The 18,243-nt window shown below is 47.9% G+C and carries 15 protein-coding genes; 2 read left to right on the forward strand and 13 right to left on the reverse strand.

Features of this window, described 5'->3' with window-relative positions; all coding sequences use genetic code 11:
* Positions 1-20: 20 nt before the first annotated feature.
* From EZMO1_RS07765 to EZMO1_RS07790, 6 genes are all read right to left on the reverse strand, one after another.
* A complete protein-coding gene (locus tag EZMO1_RS07765; protein ID WP_034874302.1) occupies positions 21-4,832 on the reverse strand; it encodes a pilus assembly protein in 4,812 nt (1,603 codons plus the stop codon).
* A gap of 265 nt (positions 4,833-5,097) precedes the next feature.
* Positions 5,098-5,556, reverse strand: a complete 459-nt coding sequence (locus EZMO1_RS07770; RefSeq protein ID WP_082212004.1) for a type IV pilin protein — start codon at positions 5,554-5,556, stop codon at positions 5,098-5,100.
* Between the two features lie 15 nt (positions 5,557-5,571).
* The gene (locus EZMO1_RS07775) at positions 5,572-6,126 is read right to left on the reverse strand and encodes a pilus assembly PilX family protein (RefSeq protein ID WP_034874299.1); all 555 of its coding nucleotides are present in this window, start codon (positions 6,124-6,126) and stop codon (positions 5,572-5,574) included.
* 2 nt (positions 6,127-6,128) lie between these two features.
* Positions 6,129-7,223: a PilW family protein gene (locus EZMO1_RS07780; RefSeq protein ID WP_082211835.1), complete on the reverse strand. Its 1,095-nt coding sequence runs from the start codon at positions 7,221-7,223 to the stop codon at positions 6,129-6,131.
* A complete protein-coding gene (pilV, locus tag EZMO1_RS07785) occupies positions 7,223-7,714 on the reverse strand; it encodes a type IV pilus modification protein PilV (RefSeq protein WP_051789680.1) in 492 nt (163 codons plus the stop codon). Before pilV ends, EZMO1_RS07780 begins: the two co-directional genes overlap by 1 nt.
* Positions 7,711-8,283: a GspH/FimT family pseudopilin gene (locus EZMO1_RS07790; RefSeq protein WP_061509361.1), complete on the reverse strand. Its 573-nt coding sequence runs from the start codon at positions 8,281-8,283 to the stop codon at positions 7,711-7,713. Before EZMO1_RS07790 ends, pilV begins: the two co-directional genes overlap by 4 nt.
* 291 nt (positions 8,284-8,574) lie before the next feature.
* Between EZMO1_RS07790 and EZMO1_RS07795 the strand changes: the two genes are divergently transcribed.
* A complete protein-coding gene (locus tag EZMO1_RS07795) occupies positions 8,575-10,659 on the forward strand; it encodes a GGDEF/EAL domain-containing response regulator (RefSeq protein WP_034874293.1) in 2,085 nt (694 codons plus the stop codon).
* 141 nt (positions 10,660-10,800) lie between these two features.
* Positions 10,801-12,426: an NAD+ synthase gene (locus EZMO1_RS07800; RefSeq protein WP_034874292.1), complete on the forward strand. Its 1,626-nt coding sequence runs from the start codon at positions 10,801-10,803 to the stop codon at positions 12,424-12,426.
* A gap of 41 nt (positions 12,427-12,467) precedes the next feature.
* Here EZMO1_RS07800 and EZMO1_RS07805 read toward each other — a convergent pair whose 3' ends face one another.
* The 7 genes from EZMO1_RS07805 to dgt all read right to left on the reverse strand — a co-directional run bounded on the left by EZMO1_RS07805 (position 12,468) and on the right by dgt (position 18,236).
* On the reverse strand, positions 12,468-13,295 hold the full coding sequence (locus EZMO1_RS07805; RefSeq protein WP_034874291.1) for a hypothetical protein: 828 nt from the start codon (positions 13,293-13,295) through the stop codon (positions 12,468-12,470).
* A 122-nt stretch (positions 13,296-13,417) separates the two neighbouring features.
* A complete protein-coding gene (gene coaE, locus EZMO1_RS07810; RefSeq protein ID WP_034874289.1) occupies positions 13,418-14,020 on the reverse strand; it encodes a dephospho-CoA kinase in 603 nt (200 codons plus the stop codon).
* The gene (locus EZMO1_RS07815) at positions 14,020-14,892 is read right to left on the reverse strand and encodes a prepilin peptidase (protein ID WP_034874287.1); all 873 of its coding nucleotides are present in this window, start codon (positions 14,890-14,892) and stop codon (positions 14,020-14,022) included. The genes coaE and EZMO1_RS07815 overlap by 1 nt, the downstream gene beginning before the upstream one ends.
* A gap of 171 nt (positions 14,893-15,063) precedes the next feature.
* On the reverse strand, positions 15,064-15,627 hold the full coding sequence (locus EZMO1_RS07820) for a hypothetical protein (protein WP_034874285.1): 564 nt from the start codon (positions 15,625-15,627) through the stop codon (positions 15,064-15,066).
* 2 nt (positions 15,628-15,629) lie between these two features.
* Positions 15,630-15,902, reverse strand: coding sequence for a hypothetical protein (locus EZMO1_RS26150; RefSeq protein ID WP_145912527.1), 273 nt, complete (start codon positions 15,900-15,902; stop codon positions 15,630-15,632).
* Positions 15,903-15,958: 56 nt separating this feature from the next.
* Complete coding sequence (locus EZMO1_RS07825; RefSeq protein ID WP_034874283.1) at positions 15,959-16,774, reverse strand: aldo/keto reductase family protein; 816 nt, start codon at positions 16,772-16,774, stop codon at positions 15,959-15,961.
* A 13-nt stretch (positions 16,775-16,787) separates the two neighbouring features.
* Entirely contained in the window at positions 16,788-18,236 is a 1,449-nt protein-coding gene (dgt, locus tag EZMO1_RS07830) for a dGTPase (protein ID WP_034874281.1), read from the reverse strand.
* Positions 18,237-18,243 lie beyond the last annotated feature (7 nt).

Genomic DNA, 18,243 nt, shown 5'->3' on the forward strand with positions numbered 1-18,243 from the left:
CAGCCAACTTCCAAGACTTCTCATGGGTTCAAGGGAATATTCAGTATCTTGCGCCAGGACTGACGACCAGAATCTCCCAAAGGCAAGCCAAGGTCTGTGGATATGATATTACCTGCACCACCTTGAGTGATAATCTTGATGCCGCCTTCCGGACTCGTCACTATTCTGGGGTTTGTAAACTGACCCGCACCTAATGAGAGTTTTTTCGTTGAAATATCAGTTTGTGAGAAACCTGCCTGCGTAAATACCCGCCTGTTACTTGCAGGGAATGCTGTACCTGTCTGAAAGTGAACACCATTCAAAAGACTGCTATCCAGTAAACTGCACTGGTTTGGTGGGGGGGTGTATTCCACAAAAAATATCTGTCCCTGTGTGCTGGCACTCTGGTTAACGCTTTTATTGTTGGGTAAGGCACCATTGTCACCAAGGCGGTTAATCCAGCCCGAACCATTGCTGACTGCACTAGCCAGAGCATCAAAATTACCTACCGTCAACCCTGGCCTGACCGTAAAGTTTCTGGAGAGATTGCCGTTTGCCAGTACTTCTATGTCTGTAGTGTCTGTCAAATCGGCAAAAGTTGCCGTGGTGCCTGAGAAAGAGGAACCTGATTTTGGCTCCTTGACACCGAAGTAATACTCCTGCTGTGTACTAATCCGGTCACTAAGTACCAGATCCCTTCCTGTTCCGGAGTATACCCAGCGTTGGTTATCAGTGCTGCGAAAAGCGAGGGGAGCTGCTGAAATTGGGCGTTGAGGGTTGGTCAAGGTGCCCAACGTCCACCCTGAAGGGGAAGAGCCACTTAAATCAAGCCTGAGCAATTCCCCGGACAGGTTGCCTGAAGTTCTGACTGAACCAAAGTAAATGGTGTCGTCACGACCGTCCCGTTCCCAGTCAGTCACAGCCATCTTTCCAGCGTAAGCATTTGGAATATTGGTTACCATGGGGTCAAATGGCGCAACAAAATGTTTATTCTTAAGGTCGTAAACGTAAAGATGCAAGTTCTGGTCACTTGTGCCATCATTCAGTGCCCGCCTTGTACCAACAGTTCCTGATCCAATAGGACCTGAGCCAAACACAAGATACCAGTCGTTTTGTGCAGGGGTTTCATAACTTCCGCTATTATCGGGTAGTCGCTGTTTAACAAGTACTGGTGCTGTAAGGGTAAAACCGAGATTTGGGGCGGTGACCTCTGCCATCAGGACTGGTGGCTTTTCGGGGTTGGTAATATCCATCACAATGTAAGACGAGCGCATAGTTCGGTTAGAACTATTCACAGTTACATCGATAGGGCCTCCCCCCATTCCCATCGCGGCCACCATAACCGTACCCCAGCCCTTGGGGTGATCAGGGTCATCTGGGAAGATATTCGCATCGAAAACCAACAGTTCACCATCCATATAGGGTACATGGGGGTAGTTAACTTCTGTTAACCATTGTAAATGGGGTAATAAAGCCATTGGGATATAAGCCCATAGCTCACTGCCAAGCGGGTGAGCGGTGGCACCACTATGGGAAAGGTCAAAACGTTGTGCTGATTCATTCCAGAACCCTCCATTAAAAGCGTGGATCATACCGTCATTAGCACCTACATAGACGACCTCTCGCCTGTTGTTGTAGTACTGTCTGAACTGATCAAAGGTTGTGTCCTGAGTATCATAGGGGGCTCCAAAAGTGTAACTTCCTTTCGGGGTAGCAACTTTTACAGGGCTTGAGTTAATGATGTCACCCAGTCGCCAGACTTCAGTGATTCCACTATTATCAAAATCGACCGAACGGGAGCGGTAGCCAGCCTGTTCTTCTCCCCGTATGAAATTAACCAGGCTGGTTTCTCCCCCTGTTGGGTTGGCAAGATAGCTGGCGTTGCTTCCTGAAAACGTACCGCTGACAAAAGGTTGCAATTCTCCTGAGTCAACGATTGCATCATTGTTGGTATCCAGCCAGGTAAGAATATGGCGACCCGTATTTGAAAGGTTTGAATAATTTCGCTGAGTGACCGGGTTGGTGACACTGGCTAACTGATCACGGGCATTCCATAGTGTATCCAGACCTTCTATTGTAAAGGAGCTACCCAAAGTTGTCAGTGTCTCCCCATCATCCACACTGTCCCAACGTTGAGCCGTTGTAGTGCCCGATGCAGCGTTGAAATTAAGGGTAATAATCCGGTCGGTACTGTAGTCATCAAGAGTCCGGTTGCCGTTTGAGTCTTCTCTCAGGTGTCCCTTTGAATCAATAAACAGGCTGTAAAGCCATCCTACCCAGGAAACAGTCAGGTTGTTGATGGTTTCCTCGGGGCGATAAAGAACCTGCACCAACGATCTGCTTCCGTCTGGCTCTGTTGTGACAGAGGGGGCTGACGATGAAGAGGTGCGATTGGCGAGATTTTCCAGCAGCTCGTTCAATTGCTCGTTGAGTCTACCGGGGTCATCGGAAAAAAAATAGTTATCAGGGATGCCATCAGATGGAGGTGCACCGGTGACATTGTTAAGCGTGTCCCATTCACGACTGTCGTCGTCTGGTATGCCGTCGCCATTACCATCAAAGTTTGGAGTGCCATCTGCATCCAGATCGGTAAAACTGCCGTATTTAGCCGTCAGGACCAGTGGGGAGGGCAGGGATTCCGAAAAGTTGGCAGAGGGCGTAAAATTTTTTGTTACCGTCTGGGGCGTAGCCCATGTACAGTCATTCAAACCGCTGCAATTATCTAGGTTGCCATCAAGAAAAGTTCCCTGCCATATGATAATGGCGGATTCGCTGTCGCCATCATCATAATTGTTATGAGTACCTTGATAGGACGAGTTGTAATCGGCATCCAGTACCTGTCCGTTATGACCATTCACTCCGGTTATCGAATAACCGACACGTATAGAATAGGCGGCTCTTTGCTCTGGGTCGCTGATAGAGACTTCAATGTTGTTAGTGGTGACGTTAACCGTGTAAACTGCTGCAAAGTCAGCATCACCATCCCCTCCCCATGGAAAGTCCTGCCAGAGTATCCGGAAGCTAATGGAAGCAAGTGCACCGTTAGCATCCGTTGAAAAGTCACGGATCTGCAACTTGAGGAAGCTGCATGGAAAAAACTCACTTTCATAGTTATTACCTGTTCCCGGTGTTGCCTGACACACAGGAGTGAGGCTCACGGTTCGGGTTGTCCCCCCGCCAACTGGCACTGCAAATCTGAGATCCGGTATGCTTTTGGCCAGTTCGACGACATAGGTACTGACATTTTGGGTTCCTGACAGACCTGATCGCAGGTCGTTGGTAAAAGCGAAATGGCTGAGACCGGAGACATAGTAACTTCCTTCCATCATGGGGACTTCCGGACAAATGCCCCTGGCCTGACTGAGGCGACTGATGGTTCGGGGCAGACATTGCCTGACACCACTGACCCCGGCAACCTCACCAACAACATAATCACCCGGAAAGTTTAATTCGGGCTCCAGCGTGCCTATTTGATCGGTCAAGGAACTGAGCTGGGTTAATCCTCCGGTGAGGATATCCCCAAGGTCTCCAAAATCATCGTGGTCATAAGAATTTTGCCCAGTCGAGAGCAGGATGATCGAACAGTTGGAGCAGGCGTTTCTCACGTTAAGGGGGTCTTGCCAGGCTGGCTTGGACAGCCCAAGGTCTGTACCCGTTGAGAAATCTGAAGAAGGGTTTGACTGACCGCTGAAATACCGAAGAGCCTCCAGATAAATTTCCGAGATTGGGTTGCCCCAGTCCCGACAGGGTAGTGGTGTCGTACGACAGCTAAAGGACAGACTTTGTAAATCGCCTACCGGGTAACAACCTGCTGGTGCTGTCCCGCCGCAGCTCATGAAATCGGTTGAATAGTCGTATTCTGACATTCTAAAGTCGTTAATATTGGCAACGATGCCATCATTGAGGATGAATTGCCCTGTAGACTGATTGATTTCATCTTGGGCTGAGCCAATGTTTTTCCTGACAATCCCGCCGCTGATATTGGCATCGAAGCTGCCGGTAATCAGTCCGAAATGAACATCTTCCTGTCGCCTTTGTATCAGGCCAACGGGTTTTTTGTTGCCGCCATAGTCTACACAGCCAACATAAGTAGAGGCACTGTGGCAGACCTCTACCCGTGCTTCCAGCGATGCCTGGGCAGTGCCACCGCAACGCAATTTCCCCCTTCCAGCCCACTCATCGACAGTATTGCTCCAACCTGCTTCATTTACGTAAGGGTTGGTGGCTGTGGCGGTGCGAATTCTTACACGCGGTGTGCCTGAAGCCGATGCTGTGGCATTGCACAAAGCAATGGCTGTGCCTGTGAAGGGGGTCAGCTCATTGAGTGAAGGCCACCCGGACTGCGGCTCGTAGACTTTGTTAAAAGCATGCCAGTCGTTGGGAATCTCACCCCGTTCCAGTATGGTCAGGGTCTGGGTGTCAGTAGAGCGCATGCCACCGTATATCAACTTTCGTACCAGATCGATGCGGCTCATCGTACCCCAGTTCAGAAAATTACCGCTCCAGGTAGCACCATTGCAGCTGTGTCCGTTAGTGCCTGTTGCTCTGGCTACAGGTCTGAAACGACTAAGACTGTGCGAATAACACCAGTCTGACTCAAAATAGCCAGCGTAATTGATGGTGTCCTTGTAGGTGATATCCATTAATCCGTCACCATCAAGATCGCTGTAGTCATCATACACTTTTTTGAACAGCTCATGGTCAAAAGACAGAGTCAGCATCACTTGTGGTATCCCGCGGGAGCTACCCTGAATCGGGCCAAAAGCGTAATTTGCCGAGGAAGCCAGAAGTCTTTGATGGTCTGAATAGAGAATGCAGATAAAAAATAAAATCAGTCCCGGTAACTTGTTCATCGGCGTCCCTGTCTGACGATTTTCCAGTGTCATTCAATACGTTATCTTATCGACAAGTATTTTGTCTTGTGCAATCTCTGAATGACTACAAAATAGGGTATCTATACCCATCGCCTTTCAAGATGCTACGTTGTTGTCAGCGTTCGCTCACCCCGATCACCTACTACTCGTAGGCTCACGGGGCTTCGCTCACTTGCCGCCTAGTAGCATCTTGAAATCCAATGGGTATAAGGTTGTTCAATGACGGAATAGAAAAAACAGAACATTACCAGCAATCAGTCGTGGCATTGCCACTGGCGTCAAAGCTTGCTCTTTCTCCGAGATGGTTCAAAGTGAGTGCCTGACAGTTAGTATCCATTGTCTGGGCACTACCTGATGCAGGGACTGCCCTCAGGGTGAATTGTTGTGGGGCTGCAGGTGGGGGGCTTCCCTCAGGGGTTGAGACTGAAATCGTATAAAATCCATTGATCGATGCAGTGCCACCAAGGTCATTGGTATCCATGGAGTAAGCGTAACTGTATGCATAAATACGCTCTTGGGCTGCTGCCGCAGAGGCCAGGGCAGTATGAGCGTCGCTACGACGACCCTCAATAACATATTGTTGGTAGGAAGGTGTCGCTACGGCAAGAAGAATGCCAATGATAGCCACCACAATCATAAGCTCGATAAGGGTAAAACCCTGTAAATTTTTTATCATTGGCAGTTCCTGTTGCTTATCTATCATTCTGCAGCTTTATTCTTACCGCTTAAAAGTACTTTGCAGCATCACATGGGTACTTGTGTTATCGACACGGGATAGAGCAGTTATTCGATAATATTTTGACCAGTCAGCAGGATTGGTCAGGTCAGGCTCCAAACCGGCGAGTATCCGTGGTGTGTAACAGATGAACTCAATGATATAGCGGGAGCTGGTTCCGCTTGGTGTACTTGATGCGTTAATCGTTCGGGTTGCACTTTTCCAAAGGTTGCTGTCCTGCCAGACTTTGGTATTACCACTGCGGCAACCAATAATGCTGTTGGCTCTCGTACCATTGAAACACAGCCCGTTGGAACAGGAACTGTCAAATTGGCTGATGTCATAGCAAGCACTTTGGTTGACGAGACAACGCTCAGCTTCAAGTAAAGCGGCTTCCGCTGCGACTTGTGCAATTTGATTATTGCGGTAACTGGCAGAAACCTTTTGTAACAAACTTGAGGATTGTATGGTAATTAAACCAGCAAATGCCATCAGACCCACAAACGTGATGGAGTAAAGCAGGGCAGAGCCGCATTGTCTGCTTGGCTTGTTATGCATAGCTAGTTCCTTAGTGCAACGGTCATCGTGTATTCCCTTCTCAGGTAACGATCTGCATCTCCAGAGGCATCTGGAGGTGGCGTTATGGTTGCTCCGTCAAAAAAATAATCAATAGGGGCTACATCTATTGGAACAACGGGTGTTTCACTGCGTACAAGAAGGTGAATTTTCACTGAAGTCACTGTGTGCCAGTCAACATGTCTGTATGTTCTGTCTCCTGCACCGATGTATTGGTTAGCCGCGCCATCATCATTGGTATCAAGACCATAATAAATACGCATGTTTTCAATACCATCTACAAGAGGGATGCCGTTTATGTTCTCGACATCTTTTCGGAAAAGCGTAGGCAGGTCATTTTCCATGCGAATATAATAAGCGACAGAGTCAAGAGGAATAACATACCCCGGGTTAAATGAGGTAATTCCTGTAGAACTGGAGCTATCATAGCAGCGAAAATTACCTTTAAGTTGAACCGTGCAGTTCTGGAAATTTGTTCCACTGCCTGCGGAATACTGGATATTGGTTGTACTCACGGAAGACAATGTGATGAGAGACACCTGATAGCAATCCTGCCGGATAAGCCCAACAGGTCGATCAGCGGCAAGTAAGTTGCTGGCGTCACTATTAAGTGTCAATGTATTTGAGCCAGTGTTATCACGAGTGACTTCAAATGCAACATCGGGATTAAGCTTGAAAATGGTCAGGCCTTCCGTTATTGAGGATGTGTCAATTTTGGATTGCGTATCAGATAGTGAAAGGCCTTGAACTTTGTGATTATTGGTTAACCATTCATGGGTAGTCAGGCTACTGCGCAACGCATTTCCGATTTGTGTTTGTTTAATACAGCCTGTATAGCCTGCCATATAAAGGTCACTGACCATTTTATTGATAGCAAATCTTGCAGCTTCCTGCATCAGCCCAAGCTGCCGATTTAGAGTATTACTGCGATTATTTGCCAAGAATATATGAGTAATGGCTGTAATAATGATCAGGCTGATCAACATGGATATCAATAGTTCAATGAGCGTAAGGCCGCTCTGCCCATTTTTGGAAGGGGCTACTGTCTTTGCAAGGGGGGGCGTTACTCTACCAGTCATTACATTAGTCCCCTCAGAATAACCTCTTGTGGGAGACTTTGTCCTTTACTGTCATCAAAGGAAATGGTGATGGTGTATTCTCTAATCCCGGAAGTATCGGTAAAAGCAATGGTTCCATCACCACTGGGCAAGTGTGTGTTGATTAAGAATTTCCATTGGTTAATATCATACTGAGCCAGTTGAGCTGGAGTACAGGAAGACGTTTCACAAGTAGTCGGGTAAACGGCTGGAATATTGCCTGTTGTAATGGAATAGCCGGTTCCAGTTGTTGAGTATGTTCTATTGGCAATAATTCGGTTCATCATATCGTAAGCGAATTGATTAGCCAGAGTGTTTAGTCTGGCTTGGTTATGATATTGGATACTTTGATTCTGTAAGGCCGCTGCGCCGAGCAAACCGGAACCAACAATTAAAGTGGCGATCATAACCTCAATGAGAGTTAAGCCCCTGTTAGCTTTCTTTCTGGGCAAATGTGCTTGATATTTTATCATGGGCAGCTTACCGAATCTGTAGCCCGAACCCTTCCGGAAAGGCTGATATTAATCCCTTTTGCTATGCTGTTGTTATTTATGTCACAGAGTTTGAATTGACCAGTATTGGCAGAAGGTACTGTCCCATCCCTAAGAAATAGAATGGTGTTATTTTTTTCCCAGGAAATTGTAACACTGGACTCCAGATGTCTCATTAATAACATTTCATCATCTGTTGAGCTGCGCGTTGCTGCTCCGGAACTTCTGTCAAAGGCAGGGTCAAGTGTACCGTTATTATTTTTGTCAATAAATACGATCCATCCGGTTGACCAATCATTGTTTGTTGTTGTACAGCTGACAGAGTTGCTTTTAATTGAATTTGAAGCACAAATCACGACTTGTGCTCCATTTTGAATGGCTTCTGCTCTGGCAAAAAATAGACCGGACATGAGGCTTTGTTGAATCGAGTTTAAATTAATGTTGCGAACGATTAAACCAACCTGAGAAAAAGCAGCAGCTAATATAATGCTACCAATAAGGATAGTTATCATCAGTTCTATTAGTGTAAAGCCATTATGAAAGTGCTTCATGGTTGGAGTCGATATTTATAAATAGTTAGAGTTGTAATTTTCTATGACCGCAGTAGGGCAGACTATTCTCGGTCAGGCTCCTAGTATAAGTCTAGAATAGTATGAGTCTAGAAAAAACAGGCAAGATGTTTGAATGAATCAATGTTTTGTTGTTATTTTTAAATGGTTTTTTGTATGAGAAAGTTTTGTTTGTTTTTTGACATTCAACTGTTTTATAAAAGTGGCAGTTTAGATTAAATAAATAAACCTGATTGAAATTCGAGACTTCAGTGGTTGAACCGGGGCTCCGTAATGGCAGAAAATAATCAAGATATCATCCGGCTTTTGATTGTTGATGGACTTGCCGAAGAGGCTGAAGCCATTCTTAATGTATTTCGTGATGCAGGACATTCAACCCGCGCCCACCATGTTGTTTCCATGGAAAGTCTGGATGAAGCGCTGTCAGGCCGACAGAAGTGGGATCTGTTATTAATTTCTGAACTGGATGTACCAGAGGCGCTGACTATCAGTGGCGTTATCGAGAGAATTGAGCAGCAGGGACGAGATGTTCCGGCCGTCGTACTCAGTGATCAGCAGGATGACGAAGAGCGGCTGTCATTAATGAAGCTGGGAGTACGCTGCGTTATTCCTCAGAATGATGATGAACTGCTGTTGCTGACTGCTGAGCGTGAAATTGCCGATCTCAATACCCGTCGGAATTATCGTCGCATGAGTGTGGCTCTGAATGAATCCGAAAAACAACGCAGAAACCTTCTTGATGATCAGGTTGATGCCATCGTTTATGTCGGAGAGGGCGTCATTCGTTACGCTAACCCGGCTTTTAGCGAGTTGATACGGCTGGATGACGAGGATTCTCTGGTTGGTAAAGCGTTTAAGGAACTTGTGATTGCTTCAGACCAGTCGGATGTTGACGAATTTCTTGCCAGCATTGAAGACAGTGGACAGGCTCTGGCAGCGGTTCAATGCACATTGATGTCTGAAGGGGATGAGCTGCCGGTCAGGGCGATGGTGACGCCCACCTCTTTCGACGGGCGTTTTACCCTGAGTTTGCTGGTGCGCCAGCAGACAGAACAGCAGTCATCCATAGCTCATACTGAAGAAGCCAGAGTATCGAAACCGGACAGTGAAACCCGGTTGTTTGACAAGAAGCAATTTCAGGAACATCTGGATGTTGCCATCCAGAGGGTCATCTCCGGCAAAGAAAAATTTGCCATCATCTGTGCCTCATTGGATACCTTAAAATCCATTCATGCCAAAGGTGGTAAAAGGGTCAGCCAGCCGTTGCTGATGGAAGTAGCTAAAAGGTTGGGTCTTAGCCTGATTGAACATAAAGCGTGCAGTTGGGGTGGTGGTCAGTTTATGGCACTGGTCAAAGCGGCTGATGAAGCGACGGTTCAGAGCATAGCTGATCAGGTTCTGGAAGAAGTGTCAGGCACTCCGGTCACCGTCGGCAAAAATGAGTTGCCTGTTAAGCTCAGTCTTGGTTCGATTTTTCTCACAGATGCCAACAGTGATGCCAAAACCCTTCTGGTCAGGGCTCGAAACGCCTGTGCAGAAGCGCATCGTCAGGGCGGCGGCAGACTGTGTTTTTATCAGAAGCGTAAAGTTAATGTTGTCAGTTCTGTTGAAAAGCAACTGGCCGGGATGGTCAGTCAGGCGATGCAGAGTGACAACATGAAGCTATTTTACCAGCCGGTCGTCAGTCTTAAAGGCTCAGAGTTTGGACATTATGAAGTCATGTTGCGCATGATGGATCCTCGTGGTCGTGAGCATGATGCCGCTAACTTTCGTTCCAAGCTTGATAAAAACAGCCTCTGGGGGAAAGTGGATCGCTGGCAGGTGATTCAGGCGGCTAAAGATCTGATGACTTCTAAAGCCGATAAGCTTAAAACCCGTATGTTTGTTCACCTTGGTGGCAATGTCATCAGTGATAAGGGGTTTTTGCCATGGATGGGGGTGGCACTGAAGGCAGCCGGTATCAAACCCGAAGCTCTGGTCGTGGAGTTGAGTGAGCAGAATGTGGTTCGTTTCAGTAAGGAAGTTCCGGACTTTTTCAAGGCGGTTAAGGATATGGGATGTGGCACATCAGTCTGTGAGTTTGGTTGCAGCCTTAAACCGCTGGAGACTGTCAAAGCCCTCAATCTGGATTTTGTAAAGGTGGATGCTTCCTTCACCAAGGATCTGACGGCGGAGAGTAAAGGGGAAGAGCTGAAGGAGATGGTCAGAAAACTCTCGGACAGCGGCAAGCAGGTTATTGTCCCCAGAGTGGGCAGTGCGGTTGAAATGGCTCCTTTGTGGCACAGTGGTGTCGATTTCATTCAGGGAGAATTCCTGCAGGGACCTGCCGACAACATGAATTACAATTTCGAAGAATAGCGTCAATTTCTCAGAATCATGGCAACTTTGCTTTGCCGCTGCGCCGTTTTATGCCCTTGTCAGTAACTTCAGTTTTACAGAACCTTCATCTTCGTCGAAAATACCCGCCTTGGATTAAAGATACAGACGTTAGGCATTTCAATGTCCGCAGCTACGCTCAATATCGTGATGGCACAGATCAACCTGAAGGTTGGTGACATCGACGGCAATACCTCATTGGTGATCAACGCCGCTGAACAGGCACGGGACTTACATCAGGCCGACCTGGTGGTGTTTCCCGAACTGACCCTGTGCGGTTATCCCCCTGAAGACCTGCTTCTTCGTCCCAGCCTGATTCTCCGTACTGAACAGGCTTTAAATCGACTGAATGCTGTAAAAGGCATTGATATTGTGATCGGTGCGCCAGGAATGGGCGCACAGGGTCTGGAAAATCAGGCCGTTGTCCTGAGAGATGGTCAGGTCAAAGCCCGCTATGCCAAACAGCACCTGCCGAACTATCAGGTGTTTGATGAAAAGCGTTATTTTGTTCCCGGGCACCAGATGACGACTTTTGACTGCAAGGGTGTGAAGCTGGCTTTAACGATTTGTGAAGATCTCTGGTTTCATGAGCCAGCGATGCAGGCCCGGGAAGCGGGCGCAGACCTGATTCTGAGTCTCAATGCTTCACCTTTCCATAAAGACAAACAGAGTGTTCGTCGTGAAACCGTTCGTCAGCGCTGTCAGGAAACCGGTCTGCCTGTGCTGTACGTTAATCTGTTCGGCGGGCAGGATGAGCTGGTCTTTGATGGTGGCTCTTTTGCCATGAACGGCAATGGTCGGGTGATGGCCTGTGGTGACTATTTTACCGAAACATTGACGCCGGTTCGTTTTGACACTGAAACCGGGCAGTTTGCAGAGGAACAGGTAACACCTTTACTCGATCTGCACAGTCGTGTTTACCAGGCTCTGGTGACCGGAGTTCGGGATTATGTCAATAAGAATGGATTTAAAGGCGTTGTTCTGGGGCTTTCCGGAGGCATTGACTCGGCTCTGACTCTGGCCATTGCGGTGGATGCCTTGGGTGCTGCCCGTGTGCAGGCGGTTATGATGCCTTACCGTTATACCTCGGAAATGAGTTTGCAGGATGCTAAGGAAGAAGCTGATATTCTGGGCGTTGATTATAAAATTATGCCTATCGAGCCGATGTTCGATGCCTTTATGCAGACTCTGAGCGGAGAATTTGCCGACAGCGGTCGGGACACTACGGAAGAAAATCTTCAGTCCCGTTGCCGTGGCGTGCTGCTCATGGCGATTTCCAATAAAAAAGGCTACATGGTGCTGACAACAGGCAATAAAAGTGAAATGGCTGTAGGCTATGCGACCCTCTATGGCGATATGTGTGGCGGTTATAATGCATTGAAAGACGTTCCAAAAACGCTGGTGTTTGAGTTATCGGAGTACCGTAATTCATTGGGTTATGTCATTCCCCAGCGAGTCATTGATCGTCCGCCTTCTGCCGAACTGGCTCCGGATCAGGTGGATGAAGACAGCCTGCCACCTTACAGTGAGCTGGATCGTATTATTGAAATGTATGTCGAAGAAGACTGTAGCGCAGAAACCATCATTGACGAAGGTTTTGACCGCGATACGGTCTATCGTGTACTCCGCCTGATTGATATTAACGAATTTAAACGTCGTCAGGCAGTGGTGGGCGTTCGTATTACTCCGAGAGGGTTTGGGCGGGATCGCCGTTATCCGATCACAAACGGATGGCGTCCCGGCGTATAGCCTGATCTGTCAGAGGCTGCATGTAATCGCAGTCTCTGGAATCATTTTTCGACATTATGCAAGTAAGGACAGTGGTTTTCTTCTTCCTCTGTCGTATGTTGTTTGTCGCATATTATAACGGGTATGAACTGTCCGTTTGCTCTAGCTTGTCGCAGCTGTTCTAACTGATGTTGGGGTAAGTGCACTTGCTTGCACTTTTCCCCCCTATAGCAGCAGCCTTTAACATGATCCAGGCAGATAACACAAACATTGAATTTATCTCTTGGAATATGAGTTCGTTTGCATACCTTTCTCGTACATAATTTCGGGTTTTTTGCAAACTCTCCACAATACATGCCTTTCTCAGTTTTTCCTTCAGGGTTAAATTTTAATTGAACTGAATGGGAAAAATTAGGATATGGCTGAGTATTCAGGGAAGCGGCAGCGTGATGTATACCAGCAAACATTGCAGGGGAAGCTACAGGCACAGGAGTGAAACCCGTAGCTCCAGATCCAGTTACAGGCAATTGAGGCATCATGTGCTGCATAGCTTGCTGCTGAAAAACCATGAAGGGCTGAAAAGCTTGCCCACCTGATCCACCGGGGAATACTCTGGTACCAGACAACCCAGGATAAGGTTGCGCATAAAACCCATAAGGAAATACATAAGGAAATACATAAGGAAATACATAGGCATTACAGACAAACTCGGTACCGTCCATCAGTGAAACCGATGTTGCCTTATGCTGAGCAGCTAAGATCATGTCTTTTTCGCAGTCAGGTATCCATCCTATTACAAGCTGGCCATTGAGCTTAATATTAACGAGCTGCCACGAAAATGTCTGGAAAGAGAGGGTTGATAGAAATAATAAAATCATTATTTTAAACATGTTTGGTTGACCGATTGGTTTTTGAAGGAAGAAATATAGACAAGATGTTTATTTTAATAAATAACCAGCCAATCTGATTTTCGAAGTGTTTCCATAGGCTGGCGGAAGGTTTTGTTTTTCCTTCAGGCTGGTTCGGCCAGATGCAGATACAGTTGATGCAACTTATCAAGCTGCTGGTAGAGCTGTTCCAGTGACTGACTGTTATCAACCAGGTCATCAGCCCTGCTCTTACGTTCCTCTCTTGTTGCCTGTTTGGCGATAATACTTCGGGTCTGTGCCTCAGTCATGCTGTCCCGGTTTATGGTACGGGCAATCTGTATGTCTTCAGGCGCATCCACGACCAGAATGCGGTTTGTCAGAAGGTGCTGATCGGTTTCTATCATCAGGGGCGAAACCAGTATGGTGTAAGGAGACTCGGAAGCCTTGAGTTCGGAAATGATCTGTTCACGAATCAAAGGATGTAGTAATTGCTCAAGCCAGACCTTTTCATCATCATTGGCAAAGATAATCTCCCGCAGCTTGCGACGATTCAGGCTACCGTCTTCCGGGTGGAGAATTCCATCATAACGTTGTGCGATTGCTTCCAGAGCCGGTTGCCCGGGCTCGACCACAACTCTGGCAGCCTGATCGGCGTCAACAACAACGATACCCAGAGACGCAAAATAGTCAGTTACTGACGTTTTTCCACTACCGATTCCACCGGTAACACCGATCACCAGACTCATTATATTCCCATTATCTGAAGGTAAGATTCGGTCAGTGTATTACCCCAAAGCAACGCAACAAAGCCTGCCGCAGCCAGATAAGGCCCAAATGGAATCGGTTGTTCTCGCTGGTGCTGTTTGAAAATCATCAGCCCCAAGCCAACCAGTGTTCCGACCAGAGAAGACAACAGTATAATCAGGGGGAGCATCTGCCAGCCCAGCCAGGCACCCAGTGCCGCCAGCAGTTTAAAGTCGCCATATCCCATACCTTCCTTGCCAGTGGCCAGCTTAAAGCTCCAGTACACCAGCCATAACGACAGATAACCCGCTACTGCGCCGAATACAGCATCGGCCAGCGGTGCAAACACATGTTGAGTATTGGCCAGCAAACCCAGCCAGAGTAGTGGCAGGGTCATGCTGTCAGGGAGCAGCTGGGTGTCCAGATCGATCATGGTCAGTGCCAGCAGGGTCCATGCCAGCAGGCAGACCAGCACCGTGGTGACGGACGCACCAAAAGTTATACCGGCCATGACGGCAAGCACAGCACTGAAGAGTTCAATCAGTGGATAACGAATGGAAATAGTCGTTTTGCAGTGTGAGCATTTACCTTTAAGCAGCAGGTAACTCAGAACCGGAATATTTTCCCATGGACGAATGTTGTGGCCACACTCCATGCAATTGGAACCGGGTGTGATCAGGTTATAGGTGATCGGGTTTTCCGGTACCTTATCCGGGTGCAGGGCTTCCAGGCATTCCAGTTTCCACTGCCGTTCCATCATGATAGGCAGGCGCAGGATGACTACATTGAGGAAACTGCCCACAATCAGTCCCAGCAGGGCTAAGGCGAAAAATAGATAAGTGGGTGAAGCTTGCAGAAGTTCAAGAAGTAGCATCAGAAGGGAAGTCCCTTTTTACTCCGGCAAATAGCCGGACAGGCAAGTGATTTGGTATTTGTTTGATCAGCAGTGTAATCGAAGCACTGGTTGAATGGAAGATAACGACCAGCTTCATAAAGCATAGAATTCAGGCGTTATATTATAGTCATAGGCTTATCTGCAAATGGATCAGACCTTTTGTCCGGTTAGCCACTCAGTGGCCGCTTCCAGCGGGTTGGCAGCCATTTCCCATTTCACCTTTTCACCGGACTGTTTAATGACGCCCCAGTGCCCGGGTTGGAAGAATGAGCGACAGATAACCAGTTTTTCATCCGCTGCCAGATGCTTCGCAGCCACGGCATCCTGGCAGGCAATGTAGAGCTGGCTGGTGAGGTCATAGTCGATAATCTGCTTTTCCTGCCAGCCTTCCGGGGCTTCTGGTAGCCCGTCCTGAAACAGCACGGCAATGTGCTCATCAATCATGTAGTAATGCATCGCTCTGGAAGAGAACCCATGACCGGATACGCCAAAGACGACCATGGACGGGCACTGACCGGTCAGCAACTGATTCAGATAAAATTGAAAATGATAAGGGTCAGGCAACGATGGTTCTGTTGTGAACAGCGCTGAATATCGGGTCTGTTGCAGTTTACTGGTAAATTTATGGTGTACAGGAGGGCAGGGTAGCCCTTCGCTGGTCAGTAAAGCTACGGCTGATTGATAACAGTTGCGTGCAGGATCGTGCTCAAACATGATTATAAACCTTTCGTTTGTCCCTGAACGGATAATAGGTAGCTGTCGGGCGCATAGCGACGCTGGAATTGTGCGGGGTTTAGAAGATGAAGCTGTTTTGCAGGGAGACCCTGTGGATGCTGGTGTTGCCGGATCAGATTTTTTTGTACCGGGCGGGAGAAAACCGCCCGATTGAAGGCCTTGCCAATTTTATTAAATGCCTTCTTAACGGTTGGGTTGAGGTGAAAGTTAACCCCCGTATTGGCATTTGACTGTATTCCTCCTGGTTCAGGCATGTTTTTCCCTAAACTAAACCATTCCTGTATTAACGATAGGAAAAAACCGGAAGGTATCAGTCAGAGACAAGAATGCTTTCAATAACGGCTATGTCTTCTTCAGTCAATGGCACACTATCGCAGCCAAGGTCTTCAAGCATATGCTCCGTGCTGGAAGTACCGGTCAAAGGCACTATCTGCATTTTCCGCGCGCACTGGAAGATAATCTGTGCCGGTGTCAGTCCGGTTCTGGCAACGATGGTCTGAAAAGCAGGCTGCTGACCAACGGCAGGATTTGCAGTCAGAAGGGAGAAGCCCTGATAGCCAATGCCATGGCGCTGGCAGACTTGTCTGACATCCTGATCCCAGCCAGTGACAGCAAAACAGCGGTTCTGAATCCAGCCCGGTTTAATGGCGGAGTGATGGTTAAGGTCTTCGAGTTGGCGGGCAGAAAAATTACTGACGCCAATCGCCTTTACTTTACCGGAATGATAAATCGCTTCCATGGCTGACCAGGCTTCAACATCTTCCTGACAAAGTCTGTCTCTGAACATCGGGCCATGAAGCAGCAGGGCGTCGAGGTAGTCGGTTCCGAGATGCTTCAGTGTACTGGCAAATGACTGCTCTACCTGTTCCCTTACAGTGGCATCCGGATCATAGGGCAGTCGATCGTCCTGACCGGGGCGGAATGTGAATTTGCTTTGCAGAAACAGTTCGTTTCGATCAATAGCCGCCTCGTGCAGGGCTTCGCCAACCGCGGCTTCATAATAATGTTTTCGCTGGTTGGCTGTATCAATGGCTCTGAAACCACATTGCAAGGCTTTAAGCACCAGCTCTCTGGTGGCCTGCTCTTTCCAGGCAGTGCCGTAAATCCACCGGGGAACGTTATTCATAGAATTACCTGATTCAGATGGCAGAAAGGCTTTGAAATTCATCAACGACAAAATGGTCGGTCATACCGCTGACATAATCGATCAATAACCGTGAACGGTAATACCATTCCAGATCCTGCTGATCATGGATACTCAGGTCACGGTTTGTCAGTCCCTCGACTGCACGGGTATAGGCCACTTTGTGTTTTCTGGAAAGGCGGTGGTACAAACGCTGTTCGATAAAGTGCTGATGGTCATCCCGGACAACAATGCGTTGAAACTCATCCGGCGGTAGCGTTAGCAGAGGCTTGAACGTATCCAGTAATCCAATCAATGCTGAGTAGCCCCTCAGTTCAGGCGTTTCCTTTTCCATACTGGTAAAGACATGCCGTACTGCTACCGTCTTCAGTGTTTCCAGAGCCATATGCTGATTTGAACCACCTTCAATCAATGGTTCGTCAAGGCTGCCATCAAACACCTCGTTGTGCCTGCTGATATAACGGTTAGCCGCATAATCCACCAGATCGCGAACCAGTCGGGTTCTCATGCGAACAATAAACTCATGCTCGTTGGTGCCTGAGCGCTGGGCAGCGGATTCCATGATGTCGGGTAGGTAAGCGTTGTCTTTTGTGAATTCATTCCAGATCTGGTTAAGCCAGAACTGCAGCTCTTTTAATGACAGAATGCCTTTGTCCAGGGCATCTTCAAGGTCGGCAATGCAGTAAGCAATGTCGTCGGCGGCTTCCATGATATAGACCAGAGGAAAGCGACATCCATCGTCTATATGCAGATGTTGCTGCATCTGTTGAATCAGTGTGGTTTCCGAATAGTAAAATCCGGGTTTCTTCTTCCGGTAGGTAAATGCTTCGCCCTGTTCCGGTGCAGGCTCACAGGGTGGCCGGGTGTACTTAATCAGAGCAGCCATTTGTGAATAGGTCAGGTTTAAATCCTGCAAATGGTGAATAATACGCAGCCCCTGGGCGTTGCCTTCAAATACACACAGATCCGGTAATAGCGTGGTTTTAAACAGAGATTCCGGGTTTGACGTTCTTTGCAGCGATTGATCATGGCTTTGCTCGGCATGATCTTCCATCCAGCGGCTGATGGCCGCTTCGCCAAAATGCCCAAAGGGCGGGTTGCCTACATCGTGCAACAGGCAGGCCATTTCCACCAGATTGGTAAAAGCCAGCTCCTGACCTTCAAGCCCCAGAGATTTTAATTCTCCGCTTTGTCGCCAGCGATCGAGAATCGTCAGTGCCAGAAAACGACCGGTCTGTTGAACTTCAAGCGAATGAGTCAAACGGCTGCGAACGGCAGCATTGGACTCCAGTGGATAAACCTGAGTTTTCTGCTGTAATCGACGAATGGCTGCAGACTGAATAATCCTGCCACGGTTGCTTTCCGTTTCAGTCACCAGATCTCGTTGAGTATCGGCAGAACTGAGGCGTGGCCGCTGACAGGTGAGTTTACGAAGGTAGTTCATGCTGGTT

Origin of the sequence: Endozoicomonas montiporae CL-33 (assembly GCF_001583435.1) — a bacterium.
Classification (GTDB): Bacteria; Pseudomonadota; Gammaproteobacteria; order Pseudomonadales; family Endozoicomonadaceae; genus Endozoicomonas_A; species Endozoicomonas_A montiporae.

Excerpts from the sequence above, each read along its gene's own strand:
- EZMO1_RS07765 (WP_034874302.1), bottom strand. The coding sequence starts at position 4,832 with ATGAACAAGTTACCGGGACTGATTTTATTTTTTATCTGCATTCTCTAT.
- EZMO1_RS07770 (WP_082212004.1), bottom strand. The coding sequence starts at position 5,556 with ATGATAGATAAGCAACAGGAACTGCCAATGATAAAAAATTTACAGGGT.
- EZMO1_RS07775 (WP_034874299.1), bottom strand. The coding sequence starts at position 6,126 with ATGCATAACAAGCCAAGCAGACAATGCGGCTCTGCCCTGCTTTACTCC.
- EZMO1_RS07780 (WP_082211835.1), bottom strand. The coding sequence starts at position 7,223 with ATGACTGGTAGAGTAACGCCCCCCCTTGCAAAGACAGTAGCCCCTTCC.
- pilV (WP_051789680.1), bottom strand. The coding sequence starts at position 7,714 with ATGATAAAATATCAAGCACATTTGCCCAGAAAGAAAGCTAACAGGGGC.
- EZMO1_RS07790 (WP_061509361.1), bottom strand. The coding sequence starts at position 8,283 with ATGAAGCACTTTCATAATGGCTTTACACTAATAGAACTGATGATAACT.
- EZMO1_RS07795 (WP_034874293.1), top strand. The coding sequence starts at position 8,575 with ATGGCAGAAAATAATCAAGATATCATCCGGCTTTTGATTGTTGATGGA.
- EZMO1_RS07800 (WP_034874292.1), top strand. The coding sequence starts at position 10,801 with ATGTCCGCAGCTACGCTCAATATCGTGATGGCACAGATCAACCTGAAG.
- EZMO1_RS07805 (WP_034874291.1), bottom strand. The coding sequence starts at position 13,295 with ATGTTTAAAATAATGATTTTATTATTTCTATCAACCCTCTCTTTCCAG.
- coaE (WP_034874289.1), bottom strand. The coding sequence starts at position 14,020 with ATGAGTCTGGTGATCGGTGTTACCGGTGGAATCGGTAGTGGAAAAACG.
- EZMO1_RS07815 (WP_034874287.1), bottom strand. The coding sequence starts at position 14,892 with ATGCTACTTCTTGAACTTCTGCAAGCTTCACCCACTTATCTATTTTTC.
- EZMO1_RS07820 (WP_034874285.1), bottom strand. The coding sequence starts at position 15,627 with ATGTTTGAGCACGATCCTGCACGCAACTGTTATCAATCAGCCGTAGCT.
- EZMO1_RS26150 (WP_145912527.1), bottom strand. The coding sequence starts at position 15,902 with ATGCCTGAACCAGGAGGAATACAGTCAAATGCCAATACGGGGGTTAAC.
- EZMO1_RS07825 (WP_034874283.1), bottom strand. The coding sequence starts at position 16,774 with ATGAATAACGTTCCCCGGTGGATTTACGGCACTGCCTGGAAAGAGCAG.
- dgt (WP_034874281.1), bottom strand. The coding sequence starts at position 18,236 with ATGAACTACCTTCGTAAACTCACCTGTCAGCGGCCACGCCTCAGTTCT.